Annotated in this window: 16 protein-coding genes; 7 read left to right on the forward strand and 9 right to left on the reverse strand. The window is 74.8% G+C overall.

From position 1 onward, the window contains the following. Positions 1 to 98: 98 nt before the first annotated feature. Both CELGI_RS05395 and CELGI_RS05400 read right to left on the reverse strand, forming a co-directional pair. Complete coding sequence (locus CELGI_RS05395; protein ID WP_013883100.1) at positions 99 to 830, reverse strand: response regulator; 732 nt, start codon at positions 828 to 830, stop codon at positions 99 to 101. Next, positions 827 to 2140, reverse strand: coding sequence for a sensor histidine kinase (locus CELGI_RS05400; protein ID WP_013883101.1), 1314 nt, complete (start codon positions 2138 to 2140; stop codon positions 827 to 829). The genes CELGI_RS05395 and CELGI_RS05400 overlap by 4 nt, the downstream gene beginning before the upstream one ends. A gap of 141 nt (positions 2141 to 2281) precedes the next feature. On the opposite strand from CELGI_RS05400, the gene CELGI_RS05405 reads away from it, so the two are divergent. From CELGI_RS05405 to manA, 3 genes are all read left to right on the forward strand, one after another. Further along, positions 2282 to 2986, forward strand: coding sequence for a response regulator transcription factor (locus CELGI_RS05405; protein ID WP_013883102.1), 705 nt, complete (start codon positions 2282 to 2284; stop codon positions 2984 to 2986). A 12-nt stretch (positions 2987 to 2998) separates the two neighbouring features. After that, a complete protein-coding gene (locus CELGI_RS05410) occupies positions 2999 to 4324 on the forward strand; it encodes a sensor histidine kinase (RefSeq protein WP_013883103.1) in 1326 nt (441 codons plus the stop codon). 155 nt (positions 4325 to 4479) lie between these two features. Continuing rightward, on the forward strand, positions 4480 to 5673 hold the full coding sequence (gene manA / locus CELGI_RS05415) for a mannose-6-phosphate isomerase, class I (RefSeq protein ID WP_013883104.1): 1194 nt from the start codon (positions 4480 to 4482) through the stop codon (positions 5671 to 5673). A 10-nt stretch (positions 5674 to 5683) separates the two neighbouring features. Here the strand turns inward: manA and CELGI_RS05420 are convergent, their stop codons facing one another. Continuing rightward, positions 5684 to 6250: a GtrA family protein gene (locus CELGI_RS05420; protein ID WP_081465331.1), complete on the reverse strand. Its 567-nt coding sequence runs from the start codon at positions 6248 to 6250 to the stop codon at positions 5684 to 5686. Between the two features lie 83 nt (positions 6251 to 6333). Here CELGI_RS05420 and CELGI_RS05425 point away from each other — a divergent pair, with 83 nt between their 5' ends. Continuing rightward, on the forward strand, positions 6334 to 7521 hold the full coding sequence (locus CELGI_RS05425) for a 5-(carboxyamino)imidazole ribonucleotide synthase (RefSeq protein WP_013883106.1): 1188 nt from the start codon (positions 6334 to 6336) through the stop codon (positions 7519 to 7521). A gap of 2 nt (positions 7522 to 7523) precedes the next feature. Next, the gene (gene purE / locus CELGI_RS05430) at positions 7524 to 8069 is read left to right on the forward strand and encodes a 5-(carboxyamino)imidazole ribonucleotide mutase (RefSeq protein ID WP_013883107.1); all 546 of its coding nucleotides are present in this window, start codon (positions 7524 to 7526) and stop codon (positions 8067 to 8069) included. A 40-nt stretch (positions 8070 to 8109) separates the two neighbouring features. Here purE and CELGI_RS16325 read toward each other — a convergent pair whose 3' ends face one another. Then, entirely contained in the window at positions 8110 to 9300 is a 1191-nt protein-coding gene (locus CELGI_RS16325; RefSeq protein WP_013883108.1) for a class I SAM-dependent methyltransferase, read from the reverse strand. Between the two features lie 145 nt (positions 9301 to 9445). Between CELGI_RS16325 and CELGI_RS16330 the strand changes: the two genes are divergently transcribed. Together CELGI_RS16330 and CELGI_RS16335 are read left to right on the forward strand one after the other, a co-directional pair. Next, positions 9446 to 11800 (forward strand): glycosyltransferase family A protein, encoded by a 2355-nt coding sequence (locus tag CELGI_RS16330; RefSeq protein ID WP_013883109.1) that lies wholly within the window; start codon positions 9446 to 9448, stop codon positions 11798 to 11800. Beyond that, positions 11797 to 14175, forward strand: coding sequence for a glycosyltransferase family 2 protein (locus CELGI_RS16335; RefSeq protein ID WP_013883110.1), 2379 nt, complete (start codon positions 11797 to 11799; stop codon positions 14173 to 14175). The genes CELGI_RS16330 and CELGI_RS16335 overlap by 4 nt, the downstream gene beginning before the upstream one ends. Positions 14176 to 14196: 21 nt before the next feature. Here CELGI_RS16335 and CELGI_RS05450 read toward each other — a convergent pair whose 3' ends face one another. From CELGI_RS05450 to CELGI_RS05470, 5 genes are all read right to left on the reverse strand, one after another. After that, a complete protein-coding gene (locus tag CELGI_RS05450) occupies positions 14197 to 15636 on the reverse strand; it encodes an asparagine synthetase B family protein (protein WP_013883111.1) in 1440 nt (479 codons plus the stop codon). Positions 15637 to 15672: 36 nt separating this feature from the next. After that, complete coding sequence (locus tag CELGI_RS05455; protein ID WP_013883112.1) at positions 15673 to 17769, reverse strand: acyltransferase family protein; 2097 nt, start codon at positions 17767 to 17769, stop codon at positions 15673 to 15675. Between the two features lie 75 nt (positions 17770 to 17844). Continuing rightward, positions 17845 to 19032, reverse strand: coding sequence for a DUF6716 putative glycosyltransferase (locus CELGI_RS05460; RefSeq protein WP_013883113.1), 1188 nt, complete (start codon positions 19030 to 19032; stop codon positions 17845 to 17847). Then, on the reverse strand, positions 19029 to 20021 hold the full coding sequence (locus CELGI_RS05465; RefSeq protein ID WP_013883114.1) for a hypothetical protein: 993 nt from the start codon (positions 20019 to 20021) through the stop codon (positions 19029 to 19031). Before CELGI_RS05465 ends, CELGI_RS05460 begins: the two co-directional genes overlap by 4 nt. A 23-nt stretch (positions 20022 to 20044) precedes the next feature. Next, positions 20045 to 20926 carry an N-acetylneuraminate synthase family protein gene (locus CELGI_RS05470; protein ID WP_013883115.1) on the reverse strand — a complete coding sequence of 294 codons (882 nt, stop codon included), beginning with the start codon at positions 20924 to 20926 and terminating at the stop codon, positions 20045 to 20047. Between the last annotated feature and the right edge of the window lie 30 nt (positions 20927 to 20956).

A 20956-nucleotide genomic window follows, 5' to 3' on the forward strand; every position in this document is an offset into this window, starting at 1 on the left:
TCGCCTCTTGCCCCGGCCGGGTCATCCCGTGGCATGACCCGCGGGGGGAGCCGCGGCGGGGGTGCCGGGACGGTCGCGTGCGACGAGGGGCGGAGGCGTCAGGCGCCCGGGCGCACCAGGCCGGCCTCGTAGGCCGTCACCACCGCCTGCACGCGGTCACGCGCGCCCAGCTTCGCCAGGATGCGCCCGACGTGCGTCTTGACGGTGGCCTCCGCGACGAACAGGTCCTGCCCGATCTCGGTGTTCGACCGCCCACGGGCCATGAGCAGCAGCACCTCGCGCTCGCGCTCCGTGAGGTCCGCGACCGCGAGCCGGGCCGGGTTCGCGCCGTCGTCCTCCTGCTGCTCGGGCAACGCCGTGACCAGGTGCTCGAGCAGTCGCCGCGTCGACGAGGGCGCGATCACCGCGTCGCCGCGGTGCACCGTGCGGATCGCCGCGAGCATCTCCTCGGGCGGGGCGTCCTTGAGCAGGAAGCCGCTCGCGCCCGCGCGGATGGCCGCGAGCACGTACTCGTCGAGGTCGAACGTGGTCAGCACGATCACGCGCGGCGCGGGTGCGTCGTCGGTGCCGCGCGCGACGATCCGCGCGGTGGCCTCGAGCCCGTCCATCTGCGGCATGCGCACGTCCATCAGGACCACGTCGACCCGGCCGAGCGCCGTGCGGCTCGCGGGGTCCAGCGCGTGCACGGCCTGTGCGCCGTCGCCCGCCTCGAGGACCACGTGCAGGTCGGGCTGCGAGTCGATCACCATCCGGAAGCCCGCGCGCACCAGCTGCTGGTCGTCGACGAGCGCCACCTGGATCACGGACGGGTTCGTCGTGGGGTCGCTCATCGCTGGTGCTCCTGGCTCGTGTCGGACGCGGGCTCGTGGTCCGTGGTGGTCGGGGTGCTCGGCACGGTACCGGCACGCTCGGGCTCGTCCTGGACCACGGGGCTGCCGGGCGGGATGGGCAGCTCGGCGCGCACGCGGAACCCGCCACCGGGCCGGGGGCCGGCGCTCACGGATCCCCCGAACATCGCGGCGCGCTCCTGCATGCCGCGCAGGCCCTGCCCCAGGCCGTCGGAGTCGGCGGACGCCCCGCGCCCGTCGTCGGACACGTCCAGGTGCACCGCATCGGGCAGCCACTGCACCACGACCGTCACGCGCGGACCGGGTCCGGCGTGCTTGAGGACGTTGGTCAGCGACTCCTGCGTCACGCGGTACAACGCGAGCCCCACGCCCGGCGGCAGCATCCGTGGCGTGCCCATGCGGACCAGCGAGACGTGCGCACCGCTCGCGCGGACCTGCTCGACGAGCGCGCCCAGGTCGGACTCGCCGGGCTGCGGCGTGGTGGCCGCGGGCAGCACGCCTGGTCCGTCCGCCGCGGTGCGCAGCCGCCCGTCCGGCTCGGTGCGCAGCACGCCCAGCAGTCGGCGCATGTCCGTCAGCGCCGCGCGGCCGGTCTCGGCGATGGTCGCGAGCGCGCGCGTCGCCGCGTCGGGGTCGGACTGCGCGGCGTACCGTCCGCCGTCGGCCTGCGCGATGACCACCGACAGCGAGTGCGCGACGATGTCGTGCATCTCGCGTGCGATGCGGGCGCGCTCGGCCGCGGTCGCGATCACGCCCTGCTGGTCGCGTTCCTTCTCGAGGCGTTCGGCGCGGTCCATGAGCGCCTCGATGCGCTCGCGTCGCGACCGGCGGACCAGGCCGAACGCCCACGCGGCGAGCGCGGCGGTGATGACGAACACGCCTGCGAACACCGCAGCGGGCGGGTCGGAGTCGTACAGCTTCGCGGTCAGGACGAGCCCGCCGAGCACCGCGCTGCCCATCGCGACGCGGTGCCCCCACACCACGCCGTGCACCGTGACCGAGTACAGCGCGAGGAGCACCGTGACATCGGCCACCAGGACCGGGAACGACGTGAGCAGCAGGTGCCCGAGCGCGACCGTGTAGATCGTCGCGGCGCTCGCCACCGGGCGCGTGCGGCGCCACGCGAGCGGCGCGATCAGGAGGACCGACCACACCGTGGGGGAGTCGCCCGTGACACCCAGCGGGATGATCGTGAGCGGGATCAGCACCAGGGCGAGCACGGCCGCGCCGATCGCGTCGACGACGGTCCGGTGCCGCTCTTCCCAGCGCAGCATCCGCTCCCAGGTGCTCATCCTGCGAGCCTAGGTGGCGGGTGCCGCGCGGCCGTCCGACCGGGGCGTGACCCGCAGGGGCGTCGCGTCCACCCACGGTCGGCATCCGGACACGGCGCGACACGTGGCCGCGGTGACCAGGGCGTGACCTAGCATGGGCGAATGACCCAGGTGCTGCTGGCGGAGGACGATCCCGCGATTGCCGAGCCTTTGGCCCGGGCGCTCGGACGTGAAGGCTATGACGTGCGCGTGCAAGGCACGGGTCAAGGGGCCATCGACGGGGCGTCCTGGGCGGATCTCGTGGTGCTGGACCTGGGCCTGCCGGACATGGACGGCCTCGACGTCGCACGCGCCATCCGGAACCAGGGCCTGACCACGCCCGTCCTGGTGCTCACCGCACGCGCCGACGAGGTGGACCTGGTCGTCGGGCTCGACGCGGGCGCCGACGACTACGTGACCAAGCCGTTCCGCCTCGCCGAGCTCCTGGCGCGCGTGCGGGCGCTGCTGCGCCGCGCGGCGGCCGACCCGATCGACGAGGACGAGCTCCACGCGCAGAACGTCCGCGTGGACGTCGCCGCGCACCGCGCGTTCCAGGGTGAGCGCGAGCTGCACCTGACCGCCAAGGAGTTCGACCTGCTGCGCGTGCTCGTGGGAGCCGCGGGCACGGTCGTCGCGCGCGAGACGCTCATGCGCGAGGTGTGGGACTCGGACCCGACAGGCTCGACCAAGACGCTCGACATGCACGTGTCCTGGCTGCGTCGCAAGCTCGGCGACGACGCGAACTCGCCCCGCTACATCTCGACCGTGCGCGGCATGGGCTTCCGGTTCGAGACGGGCGCCGCACGTCCCGTCGGCGAGCCCGTCTGAGGTCGCCGGCACGTGCGTCGTCGCGTCCTGCAGGCGACGATCGCGGCGGTCACCGTCGCGGTCGTCCTGCTCGGCTTCCCGCTCGCGTTCCTGGGCGCGCAGCTGGTCCGGGAGAACGAGGTGCAGCGCCTCGAGACGCGCGCGGCCACCGCGGCGCGCGCCGCGGACTTCCGTGTCGAGCAGGGGCTCGAGCTCAACGACCGGATGTTCGAGCCGTACGCGGACGCGGACGACGACGAGCTGGCCGCGTCCGTCGTCGTGCTGATGCCCGACGGGACGGTCTACCAGGCGGGTGACCGCGTCCAGGGGCGCAGCCTGTCCGTGCAGGAGCTGTCCGACACGGGCGCCACGGTGGTGCTGTACGTGTCCTGGTGGGACGTGTTCTGGCTGAGCGCGCGGATCATCGCGCTCGTCGTCGTCGCGGCCGTCGTCGCGTTCGCGGCGGGCATCGCGATGGCCATCTGGCAGGCGAACCGGCTCGCGGCGCCGCTCGTGTACCTGGCCGCATCCGCCGAGCAGCTCGGGTCGGGACAGGTGCGTCCGCAGCTCGAGCCGTCGGGCGTCGAGGAGATCGACCTGGTGGCCGCGGAGCTCGCGCGCAGCGCGGACCGCATGGCCGGCCGGCTCGCGGCCGAGCGCAAGTTCGCGTCCGACGCGTCGCACCAGCTGCGGACGCCGTTGACGGCGCTGTCGATGCGGCTCGAGGAGATCATGCTCGCCTCGGCGGACGAGCCCGTCCGGGAGGAGGCGCGGATCAGCCTCGAGCAGGTCGAGCGGCTCGTGCGCGTGGTGGACGACCTGCTGCTCGCGTCGCGCCGCGCGCAGGGCGGCACGACCGAGGCCGTGCAGCTCCTCGAGGTGGTGCACCAGCAGGAGGAGGAGTGGGCCCCGACGTTCCAGGCCGTGGGGCGCCGCCTGGTGGTCGAGGTCGACCGCAGCACGCAGGTGCTCGCGACGCCCGGTGCGCTCGCGCAGGTGCTCGCGACCCTGATCGAGAACTCGCTGCGGCACGGCGGCGGGACCACCACGGTCCGGTCGCGTGCGGGCGGCACGCCGGGCTCGGTGGTCGTCGAGGTCGCCGACGAGGGTGACGGTGTGCCCGACGAGCTCGCGGGCCGGATCTTCGAGCGTGACGTGACCTCGGGCAAGGGCACCGGTCTGGGGCTCGCGCTGGCCCGCGACCTGGCCTCGGCCGACGGCGGCCGGCTCGAGCTCGCGCAGCGCCGACCCGCGGTGTTCGCGGTGTTCCTGTCCGGCGTGCCCGCCTCGCTGCGGCCCGACGTGGTGCTCCCGCTCGGGGCCGTCGTCTCGGCGCGGCCGGACCGCCGACGCCGCTGACGCCGGCCCGCGCGACGAGCTGCCGACGCGCGGGCCCACGCGCGGGCCGGCACGGCCGGGCGCGCACCGACCGGTACGGTAGGCAGTCTCCGACGCACCCCACACCGCCGTGCGCGCGCCACCGGGCCCGCACGCCGAGCCCCGGAAGGACGGGCGTGTACCGCCTCGCACCCGCGACCCAGCACTACGCGTGGGGTTCCACGACCGCGATCCCCGAGCTCCTGCGGGTCGAGCCCGACGGCAGGCCCGTCTCCGAGGCGTGGTTCGGCGCGCACCCGAGCGCCCCGGCGCGGCTGGCCGACGCGGATCACTGCACGCTCGACGCGCTCGTCGCGGACGACCCCACGGGGGTGCTCGGCGAGGACGTCGTCGCGCGGTTCGGCACGCAGCTGCCGTACCTCCTCAAGCTGATCGCGGCGTCCGCCCCGCTGTCGCTGCAGGTGCACCCGAGCCGTGCGCGGGCGCGGGCCGGCTTCGCGCGCGAGGACCGGGACGGCGTCCCGCTGGACGCGCCCGAGCGCAGCTACCGCGACGACAACCACAAGCCCGAGCTGGTCTACGCGCTGTCGCGGTTCGAGGCCATGGTCGGGTTCCGCGCGCCGCGCCGGGCGGCCGAGCTGCTGGTCGGGCTGGAGTCCACGCTCGCCGAGCAGCTGCACCAGCACCTGGTGGCCGACCCGACGCCCGAGGGCGTGCGTGCGGCTTTCGCGTGGCTCCTGGCGCCCCGCACCCGACCGCACGCGGACGACGTCGCGGCGCTCGCGCAGGCGTGCCAGCGTCGGCTCGACGCGGGATCGCCCTCGCCCCGCACCGACCGGACCGTGATCCGGCTGCACCGCGCCTACCCGGGCGACCCGGGCGCGGTCACGTCCGTGCTGCTCAACCCGGTCACGCTGCAGCCGGGGGAGGCGCTGTTCGTCCCCGCGGGCGCCGTGCACGCCTATCTCGAGGGCGTCGCGGTGGAGCTCATGGCGAACTCCGACAACGTGCTGCGCGCCGGTCTGACGGTCAAGCACGTGGACCTGCCCGAGCTGCTGGAGAACCTCGACTCGGTGGCCGCGCCGCCCATCCGGATCGCGCCCGAGCGCGTGTTCACCTCGACCGAGATCTTCTACGCGCCGGTCGACGACTTCGAGCTCTCGGTCACGCACCTGGACTCCGACGACGAGGCGCGCCTGCCGGGCCGCGGCCCGCGCGTGGTCCTGTGCCTCGACGGGTCGGTGCGCGTGCGGGGCGAGCGCGACGGTGCGCTCGACCTGCAGCCCGGCCAGTCGGCGTTCGTGCCCGCGGCTGACGGTGCGCTGATCGCGAGCGGACGTGGGACGTTGATCCAGGCCGACGTGCCCTGACGCGCTCGGGTCAGCGGGGGAGCGGGTCCTCGGCGTGGTGCGCCGCGACGCTCTGCTCGGCCGCGACGACGGCGTCCAACGGCACGACCGGCTGCGCGGCGAGCGCGAGCGCGGCCTCGTCGGACGCGTCGTCGCCGCCCGTGAACACGAACCGCTTGTAGCCGACGTACCGCAGCACGGTGCCGAGCGCGATGCCCAGCACGTTGGCGACGTTGTCCGGCACGGGGCCGTCGAGGTGCAGCACGTACTGCGAGAACGCGAGCGGTGCGGCCGCGATGACCAGGCACAGGCCGTTGATCACGCCGAACAGCAGCAGCTCGCGTCCGCGGTGGGTCGTGCGCTGGTGCGAGAACGTCCACAGGCGGTTGCCCACCCAGGACACGAGCGTCGCGACCACGGCCGCGACCACCTTGGCCGTGATCGGCTTGGCGCCCAGCAGCTCGCCCGGCCCGAACCGCAGCAGGTTGTACAGCCCGAGGTCCACGACGAAGGCCACACCGCCGACGGACAGGAAGCGCGCGAGCTCGACGACCCGCGCCCAACGGGCGGGCCCGAGCAGCGTCGCGGGGTTGGTCACGCCCGACACGATAGCCCGTGGGCCCGGGCGTGACGCCGGACGCCCGCCCGCCCGGCGGACCTACTCGGTTAAGGTCAACGCCCGTGAGTGCACCCGTGGTGGCCGTGGTCGGTGGTGGGCAGCTGGCCCGCATGATGGCGCCCGCGGCCGGCGCGCTCGGCGTGCACCTGCGCGTGCTCGTCGAGAGCCCGTCCGCGTCCGCCGCGCAGGTCGTCGTCGACGCACCCGTGGGCGCCGCGGCGGACGAGGCGGCGGTGACCGACCTCGCGCGTGGCGCGCACGCCCTCACGTTCGAGCACGAGCACGTGCCGAACGCGCTGCTCGAGCGCCTGGCGGCCGACGGCGTCGCGGTGCGCCCGGGCGCCGCCGCGCTCGTGCACGCGCAGGACAAGATCGTCATGCGGACACGTCTGACGGAGCTGGGCGTGCCGTGTCCCCGCTGGTCCCCGATCGGCTCACGCGAGGACCTGGCCGCGTTCCTGACCGAGACCGGCGGGTCGGCCGTGGTCAAGACCGCCCGGGGCGGCTACGACGGCAAGGGCGTCCGCGTCGTGCACGCGGCCGACGAGGCCGACGACTGGCTCGCCGCGGCCGCGGCACCCGGCGGTGTGCCGCTCCTGGTTGAGGAGAAGGTGCCCTACACGCGTGAGCTCGCCGTGCTCGTCGCGCGCCGCCCGTCGGGGGAGGTGCGCGCCTGGCCCGTCGTCGAGTCGGTGCAGCGGGACGGCGTGTGCGCCGAGGTGATCGCGCCCGCGCCCGGGCTCGCCGAGGCCACGCGTGCGCAGGCGGTCGACGTCGCGGTGCGCGTCGCCGAGGGCCTCGGCGTGGTGGGAGTGCTGGCGGTCGAGCTGTTCGAGGTCGCGGCGGACAGGCCGGACGGCGCGCCGCGCGTCCTGGTGAACGAGCTCGCGATGCGACCGCACAACTCGGGTCACTGGACCATCGACGGCGCCGTCACCAGCCAGTTCGAGCAGCACCTGCGCGCGGTGCTCGACCTGCCGCTCGGGGACGTCACCCCGCGCGCGCGCTGGACCGTGATGGCCAACGTCCTGGGCAGCACGCGGGCCGAGCTCACCGACGCGCTCCCGGCCGTCGCGGCGCTCGACCCGGGTGCCAAGGTGCACCTGTACGGCAAGGACGTGCGGCCGGGCCGCAAGCTCGGGCACGTCAACGTGAGCGGCGACGACCTGGCGGACGTGCGGGCCCGCGCGCTCGCCGCCGCGGCGGTCCTGCGCGGCGAGGACCCGGCAGCATCGACGGACGGAGACTGACCATGGCAGCACCGACCACCGCACCCACGACCGGTGCACCCGCCGCCGCGGTCGTCGGCATCGTGATGGGCTCGGACTCCGACTGGCCCGTCATGCAGGCCGCGGCCGACGCGCTGGCCGAGTTCGGCGTCGCGGTCGAGGTGGACGTCGTGTCCGCGCACCGGCAGCCGGACAAGATGATCGCCTACGGGCGCGACGCCGCGGCCCGCGGGCTCCGCGTGATCGTCGCGGGTGCGGGCGGGGCCGCGCACCTGCCCGGGATGCTGGCCGCGGTCACGACGCTGCCCGTGATCGGGGTGCCCGTGCCGCTGCGCCACCTGGACGGCATGGACTCGCTGCTGTCGATCGTGCAGATGCCCGCGGGCGTGCCGGTCGCGACCGTGTCCGTCGGCGGTGCGCGCAACGCGGGGCTGCTCGCGGTCCGGATCCTGGCGTCGGGCAGCGACGACGAGGCCGCGCGCCTCGCCGCGGCGATGAGCGCGTTCCAGGACGACCTGCGCGCGCAGGCCGACGCCAAGGGCGAGCGCCTGCGGGCGTCCCGCGGCTGAAGGGGCTCGCGCCGGTCGGGCCGGGAGCGAGCGCTCGGGCCTAGGTGCCGGGGCGCGTGTAGCGCAGCACGACCAACGAGTCCGTCGGCGCGGCGACCTGCTCGAGGCCGTCGATCTCGTCGAGCCACCGCGTGACCGCGGCCTTCTCGTCGTCCCGCGCAGCGTCGTCCAGGAGGACCCAGGCCCGGTCGGCGAGCTGGTCGACCAGCACGGGCAGGGCGGGGTAGCGCGCCAGCGGTGCCGTGCGCTCGGGCGGTCCGTCGACCAGCAGGACGTCGATCTCGCGGAGGTCGGCGAGCGCGCCGCGGTCGTACCACGGCTGGTCGGTGGTCGGCAGGCCGACGGACGTCAGCGGCGCGAGGCGGACCTCGACGGTGCCGTCGAGCCCGTGCGCGGCGACCGCGGTCGTCGTCGCGTCTGCGTACTCCTCGAGGTGGTCCAGCGCGACGACCCGGCCACCCGCGCTCTCGGCGAGGTAGCCGAGCCAGACGGTCGACGTCCCGCTGCCGAGCTCGACGACCGTCGTCGGTCCGGCGTCCCGCACGAGCGTCACGAGGTGCAGGAGGTTGCGCGCGCTCATCGCGAAGCCGCCCGTGGGCGGGAGCGGCGCCCGCGCGGAGACGAGCGGGTGGAGCTGGAGGGTCGCGTCGATGTTGCGGACCGCCTCGACGATGAGGTCTCGCGTCGCGAACCGGTCGGCGGGCACCCGCTTCGTCAGCGTCACGACGTCGGCCGTGAGCCTGTCGACCGCCGCGGGCAGTCCGGAGGTGGCCGCGGCGAGCTCGTGGACGTCCTGGACCTCGAGCCGGACGCGCTCGGTGGAGAGCAGCAGGCGCCGCTCCGCCGCCTCGAGGCGGGTCAGCGTCCTGTCGCCGCCACCGGCCTCGCCGACGATCTTGCGCAGCCCGGCCGCGCCCACGGTCTTGTCCCCGACGCGCTCCACACGACGAGCGGTGCGGCTCTCGAGCCGGTCGATGCGACCGGCGAGGCCGTCGAACCGCGCGGTCAGCTCCCGGGCTGCCGCACGCTGGTCACGTGCGGACCGGGTGAGCGCCGCGCGGACCGCGGCGGTGCGGCGGAACGACTCCGCGGTCAGGCCTGCGGCGCTGCCGAGGACGAGCAGCCCGAGCGTGAGGGCCCACCGGGTCTCGTCGACTGCCGCGAGGACGGCCGCGGCGGTTGCGACGAGGGCCAGCACAGGCGCGAGTGAACGCAGGACGAGCTTCTTCATGGGGAGTCAGGTCACCAACTTCGAATCGGCTCGGCTACGTCGCGGCGGCGGCGTGAGTCTACACTCGGGGCGCTTGCGCGAGTGCTGGTCACGGGCGTGGGAGCGGGGGGACGTGCCACGAGTGGCCGGATGGACGGAGTGCAGGATGACGGGGACTGCCGACCGTTCGACAGCGGTCGCCCGGCAGGTCGTCGAGCAGTGGTCCCACCGGTTCGCGGAGTTCGACCACGAGGCCGTCGAGCGCACCGCGCTCCGCACGAGGTCGACCGACGTCCGCGAGGTGCTCGCCCACGCAGCGGCCGGCCGCGGCTTCGCCGAGACGCTCGCGCTCGTGGCGGCCGGCGGGCTCGAGCACGTCCACGAGCCCCGCTGGCTCGAGAGCCTCGCGCTCGTCGTCGGCCTGCAGGACCTCGAGGAGTCCGACACCGCGGACGCGTGCGCGCTGTACCGCGCGTTGGCGCTGGCGCACGGCCCGACGTGGCTCGAGCTCCGGCACCGGATCGCCTACGCCGAGCTGCTCCTCATCGCGGACGAGCGCCAGGAGGCCGCCGCGTTCGTCGACGCAGCGCTGGACGGGGTGGATCAGGGGAAGTTCCTCCGGGTCGACCTCCACAACCCGGCGCACGGTGGCGACCCTGCCGCGTGGACCGATGCGTGGCGCCAGCGGTTCGAGGAACGTGGGCTCCCCGCCCCGACGGTCGACGAGTCGGCGGCCACGCGGTTCGACGGGCTGGTCGCGCCGCGTGTGCCCGTGCGGACGGGAGGGCCGTTCGTCTCGGTGGTGATGACGGCCTTCCGGCCGGGTGCCGACCTGCTGGTGGCCGCCCGCTCGATCCTGGCGCAGTCCTGGCGGAACCTCGAGCTCATCGTGGTCGACGACGCGTCGGGCCCGGAGTTCGACGACGTGCTGCGCGCGGTCGAGGGGCTCGACGACCGGGTCGAGGTCGTGCGGCTGGAGACCAACGGTGGGACGTATCGCGCGCGGAACGTCGGCATCGAGCACGCGCGGGGATCGATCGTCGCGGGGATGGACTCGGACGACTGGTCGCACCCGCTCCGGCTCGAGCTGCAGCTGCGCCCGTTCCTCGACGATCCCGACGTCGTCGCGACGCGCTGCCGCGCCTGGACCGTCAGCCCGGCGCTGCACCTGCACCGTCGTGGCGTCTGGCCCGAGCGGTGGTGCGAGGGCTCGCTGATGTTCCGCCGCGACATCGTGCGGGCGCTGGGCGGCTACGTCGACGCGCGCAAGTCGGCCGACAGCGAGCTCGTCGGCCGCCTGAGGGCGGCGGGACGGACCGTCGTCGACGTGCCGCTGCCGCTGTGGATCACGCGGATCACGCCCGAGACGCTCTCACGCGCCGACTTCCGTGCGGGATGGCACCACCCCGCACGCGTCACGATGCGTGGCTCGTGGGAGGGCTGGCACGCCCGTGTCCGGGAGGGTGCGCGCAGCGCGGTCGCCGACGGCTCGTCGCCGCACGTCCCGGACCGGCTCGCGGCGGCGCCCGCGGTCGAGCCACGGTACGACCTCGTGCTCGTGGGCGACTGGCGGTTCGACACGCCCGCGGCCCGGCAGTGGTCCGAGCTCGCCGGGTCGGCTGCTCGCGCCGGACTGCGCGTGGCCGTGTGCCAGATGGACGACCCGTGGACGCCGGTGAAGCCGATCTGGGCCCCGGCCGGCGCAGCGGTCGAGCTCGCGACCGACGGCGTGGTCGGCCTCGTGAGCCTGGACGACGCGCGAGCCGCGCGCCTCCTGCTGGTCGTGGACGCCCGTTCGCTCGTGCTCGTGGACCGCGCCGCGAGCAGCGGGCTGCGAGCCGACCGCGTCGCCGTGGTCGGCTCGGCCGTGCAGGGGTGGGACGCGCCGACGTGCGAGCGCGCGGCGCAGCAGCTCTGGGGTGTGCCCGTGACGTGGCTCCCGACCAGCGCAGCGGTCCGGTCCCGGCTCCTGGCCGACGGTGCGGCGCTCCACCACCGGGAGCTCGCGGCGACCGTGGACCCCGGCGCGTGGCGCCGGGCACCAGCGGTGCGGCATCGGCGCCCGGCGGCGGTGGGCGCGCTCGTCGGCCGTCGTGAGGGGCGCTGGACCGTGCCGGGCGGGCTCGATCGAGGGCCGGAGGCCGGGACCGCGGTCGTCCACGTCGCGGACCGCCTGGTCGAAGGGCGCGTCGAGGGTTCACGCAGGCGCGACCTCGCGCTGCTCCGTGGCAGCGACATCCCGTACCGCGAGCTCCTCGCGCTGATCGACGTGCTGGTGCTCGACCCGGGGCTCGAGCAGGTCGAGCGCATCGCGCTGGAGTGCGCGGCTGCAGGCGTGGTCGTGACCGCCGAGACGTCCGACGGCATGCCCGGCGTGGTGCCGTGGCGGGAGGTGCAGCGGGCGTGGTCGGACGCGCGAGCGCTCGCGCGGCTGAGGTCGCAGGCGGCCATCGGCCTCGAGGCGCACGCCGTCACGACGGCGGTCGCCACGCTGCACGAGCTGATCGGGGCGGAGCGGTGAGCGCATCGCAGCCGGGGGTCCAGGACGTCGAGGTGCTGGCGCGCCTCGCGGATCGCCTGACGTCGTTCGGCCGGCGCGGACCTTCGGTGCTCGTCTCGACCGCGCTGCGTACGCGGGCCGCGGGCATGCTCGACCTCGCGGCGTTCCTCGCCTCGCGGCGGACCGCGACGTATCCCGAGATCGCGCGGGCGCTCGACGCCGGCGTGCCGCTGGAGCTCGACCCCGAGTGGTCGGTCGCGCTGGCGAAGGTGGCGGCCCTGCAGCGCGACTCCGACGCCGAGCACGGCCGTGCCCTGCGCCTGCTCGACACCGTCACGTCCGACGACCCCGACGTGTGGTGGCTCACCGCGACGCTGCAGGCCGCGCTGGGCCGGGGGGCCGAGCTCCTGCGGTTCCTCGAGGACCGGCCCGGAACCCCGCACGCCGACCTGCTGCGCCTCGATGTGCTGAACCCGTTCGGACCGTCGTCGCTCGCGGACGGCTCGTCCTGGCGCGCGGGTCTCGCCACGTACTTCACGGATCACGGTCTGGCGCCCGTGCAGGTTGCCGACGGCGAGGCAGACTCCCCGCTCGACCGGCTGACCTCACCTCTGCGTGCCGGCACCGTCCGGGGGCCGCTCGTCACGGTGGTGACCACGACGTACCGGCCCGGCCCGGAGCTGCTGGGCTCCGTCCGGTCGATCCTCGCCCAGACGTGGGCGGATCTCGAGCTCCTCGTGGTGGACGACGCGTCGGGGCCTGACCACGACGCGCTCCTCGACCGGGTCGAGGCGATGGACCCGCGCGTCCGGGTGCTGCGACTGCCGGAGAACGGTGGCACCTACCTCGCCCGGAACGCGGCGCTCGCGGTGGCGCAGGGCGTGTACGTCACCGGGCAGGACGACGACGACTGGGCGCATCCCCAGCGGATCGAGCGCCAGATGGAGCCGCTCCTGCGGGGTGAGGCGAGGTCGTCGATCGCGCTGGCGCTGCGGGCCACCTCCGACCTGCGCCTCACGAAGCCGGGCGGACGGCCCGTGGCGGTGCACCAGCCGACGTTCCTGGCGGAGCGCGACGTCCTGCGCGAGGTCGGCGGGTACCTGCACGCGCGCAAGGGCGCCGATCGTGAGCTCGTCGAGCGGGTCACCCAGGCGTCCGGCCGCTCGCCGCACCTCGTCGAGCTCCCGCTGTCGGTGTACCGGCTCACTGCCTCGTCGCTGTCCCGTGCCGAGTTCGGGCCGGGATGGGCGCACACCTCCCGGCTCGCGCTGTGGGCGCTCGCCGACCGTGCTCACGAACGCGCGGTCGAGGCGGGTGAGCCCTTTGCGACCGTCGTCGAGCGCGTGGCGGTCCCGCAACGGTTCGCGATCAGCAGCACGACTCCCCGCCTCGACGTCGTGCTGGTGGCGGACCTCCTGTGCCCGAAGGGCGGCCGGCACCCGTTGGTCGGTCCGGTCGAGGCCCTCGTGCACGCAGGTCTGCGGGTCGGGCTCGCGCATGTCGAGGACGCCCGACGATTCGCACGCGGTCGCGCGTCGTGGAGCGAGGACCTGCTGGACCTGGTGAACAGCAGAGCCGTGGACCTGCTCGCGTTCGACGACACCGCGGACGTCGCGCTCGTGCTCGTGCCGGACGCGGGGATGCTGCAGACGCCGCCCCCCGCGCCGGTGCAGTGGCACGTGGGTGAGCTGGTGCTCCTCGACGCGTTCGACGGTCGTCAGGGTGCCGACACGGCGCCGAGAAGCGCACCCGAGTGCCACGAGCACGCGCGTCGGATCTTCGGGGTCGAGCCGCGGTGGGCAGCGCGGACCGCGGGCACGCGCGACTGGCTCCGGGTGGAGGTGCCGCGCGCCGGCATCGACGAGGAGCTCGTGCCGCATCCTGTCGAGGCCGCGTCGCGCCCGCGCCGTGTCCCCGGCGCGGGCCGGGTCGTCGGCGCCGTGCTGAACGGGGTCGACCCCGCGGTCCTGGGCGTGCTCGCACGGTTGACGTGCATGGGGTGGGACGTGCGGCTGCTCGCCCCGCCCGAGGTCGTGGCAGCGGCCCGTCGGGAGTGCCCCGCGCTCGCGACCGCCGCTCACGCCTGGACGGACGAGCTCACGGTGGCCGACTTCGTCGCGGGGCTCGACCACATCACCGTCGCGGCCGAGCGCGACCTGCTCGGGCACGTGGTCGAGGCCGAGGCGTTGGCCGCGGGCGTCGTCCCCGTCGTCGGGCGGCGCAGGGCGTCGTGGCCCGCGGGGCTCGGGCTGAGCGTCGACGCGGCGGCACGCAGCACCGCGGCCGAGTACGCGCGGCAGTCCGCGACCGCACGGGAGCACGCCGCGGCGCACCACGGCGGACCCGGGTGGGCGGCCTGGGTGGCGAACCGCGTCCGTGGCCTCAAGACGGCGTAGGACGCGGCCGCACGCTAGGGGTCAGACGGGGTGCTCGTCGATGTAGCGCTGGAGCGCCTGCTTCTCGACCCGGTGCTCCAGCGCCGGGCCCTGCAGCGCCTCGACGACGGCCCGGGCGTTGAACGGCAGCATGAGGTGGTGCGTCAGGTCCACCTCCTGCATCCGCAGCGTGCCCCACCGGCCGATGCGGAGCTCCCAGTAGTAGAGGTCGTGGTAGTCGAGGGAGCCGAGCGCAGCGGGTGAGTAGTCGGCGTGCCGGAGGAAGCGCGCGGCCTCGGCGCGGACCTCCGGGAGCCGGCCGAAGTCCGAGCTCGAGTACAGGTACGCCAGCCGCTTGGGCGTCACGTCGTCGCGGCGCTTCTTGTAGAAGCCGGTGCCGACCTCGGCGACCATCGACTGCAGCTCGACGATGCCGTGCGGCAGGTCGTCGTGGTAGGCGGCCGCGAGAGCGGCGAACTGGGGCGTGTGGCGCAACGTCCTGGCGTACGCGTCGTCGAACGCGTCGCGCGCACGGTCGCCCGGGCGCTGGATGTTGATGACGCGGTGCTGGACGCCCGCACGCGCGGCCAGCGCGTTGGCGCCGACGAGGTCGTCCCGCTGCGCGTCGGTGGGCGCGTGGAACTTGAAGTACGTCCAGGCGAGCGCGTCCTTGCCGAGGTGCGGACGCGCGGCGGCGAACGTCGCGCGCGAGTCCAGGCCCGAGGTGAGCGAGACCCCCACCCGGCCCAGGCCGCACAGGAGCGCGACGTGCGTCGAGAACGCGTCGGCGAACCGTGCGTAGGCCGCGTCGACGTCGCGCTCGAGGACCGTGTCGTCGAACGGGTAGAAGCGCGCATGGCGGACCTCGCCGCCGTCGTACGTCAGCGCATGGTTCGGCAGCAGCGGCAGCAGGCCGACGAACGGGGTCACGATCCCGGGGGCGAACAGCGTGCCCTTGGTGGACATGGCACGCGCCTGGTCGATGAACCGCTTCGGTGCGGGGTCGACGTCGAGGCGCGCGACCTCGCCGGCGAGGTGGGCGTGCGACGACAGCAGCAACGAGCCGGGACCCGCCGCGTGGTAGTAGGTGGGCAGCGAGCCGACGCAGTCCGGCACGACGGTGACGGTGGCACCGTCCCACAGCAGTGCCGTGAAGCGACCGCCCAGGTAGGCGATGTACCTCACGGCGTGCTCGACCCCGCGCGCGAGCTCGCGCGCCGCGCGGGCCGCGATGCGACGCCGCGACGTCGACCGCGCGGCGAGGTCGATCGGGTCCCCGACGAACAGGACCGCGCGGCGCTCGTCCCCGTGCGAGAACCAGCCCAGCGCGGGGTGCACGCGCAGCGTCAGCCGTCCGATCGCCGCCTCGGGCCAGCGGCCCGCGACGTCGTGATCGATCGCGCGGGTGCTGGCGACCCACCCGCGCCGGAACGCCGATGCCTGGTCGTCGACGACGGGCGGGGTCGAGCGGAACCTGAGCACGCGCCGGAGCGTACCGGCACCGGCGCGGCACCCGGACTACGGCAGGCCGGCCCCGACGAGCTGCGCCTCGAGCACGGGCGCGAGGGACGTGACGAACGTCGCCGTCAGGTGCGAACCCTGCCGGTACGTGACGACGCCGCCGACCACGGGCCAGCACGTGCCGCCCGGACAGACCCAGGGGTTGAGGTCGACGACGGGCGTCTCGGTCGCGTGCGCCGCATCCGTGAGCGCGCGCGACGTGCGTGTCGAGGTGAACCGGCACTCGTCGACGTCGTCGAGGTGCTCCGCGACGCAGGGGATCATCTCCTGCGGGGGGCTCGGGTTGTCCGCGACCACCACGGGTGACATCCCGCTCGCCTGCGCGCGTCGCATGATCCCGGTCAGCCGCTCCGTCATGAGCTCGCGCGTGGGAGACCCGCACTCGTCGGGAGACGGGCACGCGGTGTCCTTGACCTGGGACATGAGGAGGTAGTCGATCGACGGGTCGTCGAGCACGGCGTCGATGCGGCTCGCGTTCGCCTTGACGCACGGGCGGTTCGGCTTCCCGTCCTCGTCGACCGTCGTCGCGTCGACGAACGGGCACGCGGACTTGAGGTACGTCACCAGGTGCCAGCCCCGACGATCCGCGATCTCGGACAGGGCGGGCAGCCACTGGTGCATCTTCGAGTCGCCGACGACGGCGACGACGGGGCCGTCGGCGGGGCCGTGCTCGCACGTCACCGGATCGCCCGTCGTCGTCGAGATGCAGTACTCGCCGTCCAGGCCGGCGACGTCCTCACCGATGGCGAGCGGTCCGGGGACGAACCCCGACGGGTTGCGGACTGCCGGTGTCCAGTCCGCCGGCGGCCGGTCGGACCCCAGCACCAGCGCGCCGGGGTGGTCGCCGGCGGCGTCGAGCAGACGCTGGTGCTCCTGCTGCTCGGCCCGGTGCACCGCGGTCCAGACCGCACCCGCGCATGCGAGCCCGACGAGGACGCACACGCCGGCGAGCACGGCGGCGGGCCGCGGCCGGGCGAACGCCGGCGCGGCGTGCAGCGGCTGCTCGACGACGCGGTACGCGAGCCACGCCGGGACCACGGAGCACCCGACCACGGCGATCGCCGTCGGAAGCCACAGGTCGCCGCCGCGGGTGTCCCACACCGCACCCGCGGCGATGAGCACCGGCCAGTGCCACAGGTAGAGCGAGTAGGACATCGCCCCGACGTCCTGCATGGGTGCGGACGTCAGCACGCGGGTCGACCCGCGGCCGTCGCCCGTACCGGCAGCGATCACCGCGGCCGCCCCGAGCGTCGGCAGCAGCGCAGCGAACCCCGGGAACGGGACGGTCCGGTCGAACGTCAGCGCCGCGACCGCGATCGCGAGGAGCCCGAGCCAACCGGCGCTCGCCCGCACGACGACGGGGAGGCGTGCCAGCCGGCGGGCGCCGACCGCCAGCAGCGCACCCAGCGCGAGCTCCCACGCCCTCGTCGTCGAGACGAAGTACGCACGTCCGGGGTCGGCCGTGGTCAGGTGCACCGACCAGGCCAGTGACGGCAGGGCGATGAGCAGGAGCCCGCCGGCCAGCCGCCGCCGGGAGACGGCACCACCCGCGCGGCGCGACCACCAGAGCAGCGCGAGCACGAGGAGCGGCCACACGACGTAGAACTGCTCCTCGACCGCCAACGACCAGAAGTGCTGCAGCGGCGAGGCCGCGGTGTCGTCGGCGAGGTAGTCGACCGAGCGGTCGGCGAGGCGCCAGTTGACGACGTAGAACGCCGACGCCGCCAGGTCGCCGGCGATCACCCGCCACTGCGTGACCGGGAGCAGCAGCAGGGTGATCAGCGTGACGCCCACGAACACGAGTGCGGTGGCGGGCAGGAGGCGGCGAGCCCGGCGGCTGTAGAACCGGGACAGCGAGATCCCGCCCGTCGACTCGACCTCGCGCAGGATCAGGCCCGTGATGAGGAAGCCGGAGATCACGAAGAACACGTCGACCCCGACGAACCCGCCGCCGACCAGCGGCACACCCGCGTGGTACAGCAGCACCAGCACGACGGCGACGGCCCGCAGCCCCTGGATGTCCCGCCGGAACGCGCCGGACGCCCCGGGAGCGCGTCCGCGCGTGCGCGGCTCCGTCATGGTGGAGGCGGTCATCGTGCTCCTCGGGCTCGCCTGCGGTCTGGTGCCGTCGGACACCTTAGGTGTGGTGGGTCGTCCGCCGGTGCGTGGTCAGCGCGGCAGCACGCGCCGGCCCGCGCGGAGCGTCGACTGCACCGCGCTCAGCGCTCCCGGTGCCGACAGGCGCATCCGGCGCCGCACCCGGCCACGCCACGTGCCCACGGGCGCCGGCGCCCGCAGGGCCGGCAGCACCGATCCGGCGAGGGAGTCCAGGGCTGCCGGGAGCTGGTCCGGCTCGTCGTGCAGGTAGTTGGCGCGCAGCCACGCGGGGTCCGCCGCGCGCATGCGGGCCGCCGCGAGGTCGTCGAGCGAGCCGACGAGCCCGCTGCCCGCGTAGACGCCGGTGAGGTTGTGGTCGCCGAGGCCGAAGTCGCCGAGGACGAGGGCGCGCAGCCCGAGCGCGAGCGCCTCGAGCACCGCGGTCGAGCTCACCGTGACCAGGGCCGTGCCCTGCTCGAGGTAGGCGCTCAGCGGGCCCGTGGCGATGCGCAGCGCTGCGACGCCCGGTGCGCCGCGGTGCTCGAGGGCGAGCCGGTCGAACGGCAGGTCCTCGTGGTGCGTCTGCGCGTCTCCGGCGAGCCCCCGGAGCTTGACGACGACGTCGAGGTCCGGGTGGCTGTCGGCGAGTCGACCCAGCGTGTGCAGGATCCGCACGCGGTCGGCACGCGTCTCGGGGAACTTGGCCTGCGGCGCGAACACGACGCGTCGCAGGGGGGCCGTGTCGGCGCGTCGTCGTTCGCCGCCCTCGCGGACGAGGAAGGGCAGGCGGTTGACGACGACCGTGGGCTCGATCCCGAGCGATCGGCCGAGCGTGCGGAACTCGTCGGCCTCCCGGTGGGAGTGCACGACGAACAGGTCCACGCTCGAGCGGTAGCGCAGCGCGAGCTCGGTCGCGGGCACCGACATCCCCGGCAGGCCGGTCACGGTGATCGGGCGTGCGGCGGAACCCGCCGCGGCGCGCAGGACGTGCTCGGCCGCGGGTCCGGTGGTCGCCACGAGCAGCACGTCGGGAGGGGTGCCACGCAGCACGCGGCGCAGCTGGCGCAGACGCACCGTGGCGGGGGTGCCGCCCGCGAGGCGCGTGCCGACGAGCGCGGCGTCGAGCTGCGCGGGCGTCGGGTGGACCGGGCTGGCGAGCACGACGAGCGTGGCGTCGTACCCGGACAGCGTCTCGAGGGTGGCCGCGGCCCACTTCACGTACGAGTCGGAGTCGGCGACCGCGAGGACCGACGGGGTCACGTCGCCGTGCCGCCCAGGGCGACGACGCCCGAGCGGAACCTGGCGGACGCGTTCGGGGTCCACCAGTCGTCGGGGACGGCGGAGCCCGCGAGCCGGATGCCGAGGTCGGCCAGCGCGGTGCGCAGCGTGAGCAGCGGGGTGGACGGCAGGCAGTGCACCACGGTGCCCGCGGGCAGGCAGCGCAGGCTGACCTCGACGGGCCAGGGGCCGCGCTCGACGCGGATCGACGGCCGGTCGGCCACGGTGGCGGTGATCGCGGGGCTCTCGCGACGGTGGGGGATGTAGACCACCTCGCCGTCGCCCTCGTCGGCGATCGCGTGCACCCAGCGCGCGTACGCGTCGGTGCGGATCAGGCCGTCGGTCGCCATCGCGGAGCCGACCACCACGATGTCCGCGCCGTGCAGCTCGGGCTCGCGCAGCGACGCGCTCCAGGCGAACGAGTGCCGCACCAGGCGCCCACCCAGCTCGGTGAACGCGTCGGCGACCTGGTCACGCACGGGCAGCGCGGTGAACACCGTCAGGTGCCCCTCGCGCGCCAGGTGCAGCAGCCGGGTCCGGGCGGCGCCGGCGAGCGCGCGACGCAGGCTCCCGGGGCGCGCGCGCGCACGCACGAGCGGACCACCCGCAGGCGCCGTGAGCAGGTCCAGCAGGTGGAGCGTCGCCAGGCCGTCGTCGAGCACGACGAGCGGCCGCCGCCGCGCGACCGTGCCGCGCGCCTGCAGCGCGCCCGAGAACGCGTCCCCGAACGCCTCGGGGTAGCCGCGCAGCCACAGGTTGCGCGTGTCCCACGCGGTCACCGACGTCCCCGCCGGCAGCGCGACGGTGCCCAGGCGCGCGGCCAGCTCCGCGAGCGAGGGGATGCCCGCGCGGTAGATCACCTCGACCGTGTCGCCCAGCTCGCCCGCCGCGCTGGCCTCGAGGGCCGAGACCATCTGCAGCGGCGACTCCACCCAGGCGCGGGTGGTCGCTGCGGTGTCGGGGACGGGCATCGTCGGCCTTCGGCTGCGCGCGGTCAGGCGCCGATGCGGCGCAGCCGGGACAGCGGGGCGAGCTCGCCGGGGAAGACGCGCTTCACGCCGTCGCCCATGGCCTGCTCGATGATCCGGATGTCGCGCACCAGGTGCTGCAGGCCGCTCGGCTCGAGCGACGAGGCCTGGTCGGAGCCCCACATGGTGCGGTCGAGCGTGATGTGGCGCTCGACGGCGACGGCACCCAGGGCCACCGCGGCGATCGAGATCTGCAGGCCGCGCTCGTGGCCGGAGTAGCCGACCGGCACGCGGTAGCGGTCCTGCAGCGTGTGGATCATGCGCAGGTTCGCCTCCTCGGGCGGGAGGGGGTACGTCGAGGTCGCGTGCATCAGCACCAGGCGCTCGGTGCCGACGATCTCCACGGCGGCGTCGATCTGCTCGAGCGTGGACATGCCGGTCGACAGGATGATCGGCTTGCCCGTCGCGGCGAGCGCGCGCAGCAGCTCGTGGTCGGTGACGGACGCCGAGGCGACCTTGTGCGTGACTACGTCGAGCTCCTCGAGGAACTCGACCGAGGGGACGTCCCACGGCGAGGCGAACCACTGCAGCCCGCGCGCCGCGGCGTGCCGGGCGACCTCCTGGTACTGCTCGCGCCCGAACTCCACGCGGTAGCGGTACTCGAGGTACGTCATCTCGCCCCACGGCGTCTGCCGGATCTGGTCGCGCTGCGCGGCGGGCGTCGAGATCTCGGGCGTGCGCTTCTGGAACTTGACCGCCTGCGCGCCGGCCTCGGCCGCCACGTCGACCAGCTGCTTCGCGATCTCGACGTCGCCGTTGTGGTTGAGACCGATCTCGCCGATCACGTAGACGGGCTGGTCGGCTCCGACCAGGTGCTCGCCGATCGCGACGGGTTCTGCGGTGGTCATGAGGTTCCTCTCCTGGCACGCAGGCCGTGC

This window comes from Cellulomonas gilvus ATCC 13127, from assembly GCF_000218545.1.
GTDB classification, from domain to species: domain Bacteria; phylum Actinomycetota; class Actinomycetes; order Actinomycetales; family Cellulomonadaceae; genus Cellulomonas; species Cellulomonas gilvus.

Bases quoted from the DNA above. Each gene is read 5' to 3' on its own strand.
- CELGI_RS05395 (WP_013883100.1), bottom strand. From the start codon at position 830: ATGAGCGACCCCACGACGAACCCGTCCGTGATCCAGGTGGCGCTCGTC.
- CELGI_RS05400 (WP_013883101.1), bottom strand. From the start codon at position 2,140: ATGAGCACCTGGGAGCGGATGCTGCGCTGGGAAGAGCGGCACCGGACC.
- CELGI_RS05405 (WP_013883102.1), top strand. From the start codon at position 2,282: ATGACCCAGGTGCTGCTGGCGGAGGACGATCCCGCGATTGCCGAGCCT.
- purE (WP_013883107.1), top strand. From the start codon at position 7,524: ATGGCAGCACCGACCACCGCACCCACGACCGGTGCACCCGCCGCCGCG.
- CELGI_RS16325 (WP_013883108.1), bottom strand. From the start codon at position 9,300: ATGAAGAAGCTCGTCCTGCGTTCACTCGCGCCTGTGCTGGCCCTCGTC.
- CELGI_RS16330 (WP_013883109.1), top strand. From the start codon at position 9,446: ATGACGGGGACTGCCGACCGTTCGACAGCGGTCGCCCGGCAGGTCGTC.
- CELGI_RS05455 (WP_013883112.1), bottom strand. From the start codon at position 17,769: ATGACCGCCTCCACCATGACGGAGCCGCGCACGCGCGGACGCGCTCCC.
- CELGI_RS05465 (WP_013883114.1), bottom strand. From the start codon at position 20,021: ATGCCCGTCCCCGACACCGCAGCGACCACCCGCGCCTGGGTGGAGTCG.
- CELGI_RS05470 (WP_013883115.1), bottom strand. From the start codon at position 20,926: ATGACCACCGCAGAACCCGTCGCGATCGGCGAGCACCTGGTCGGAGCC.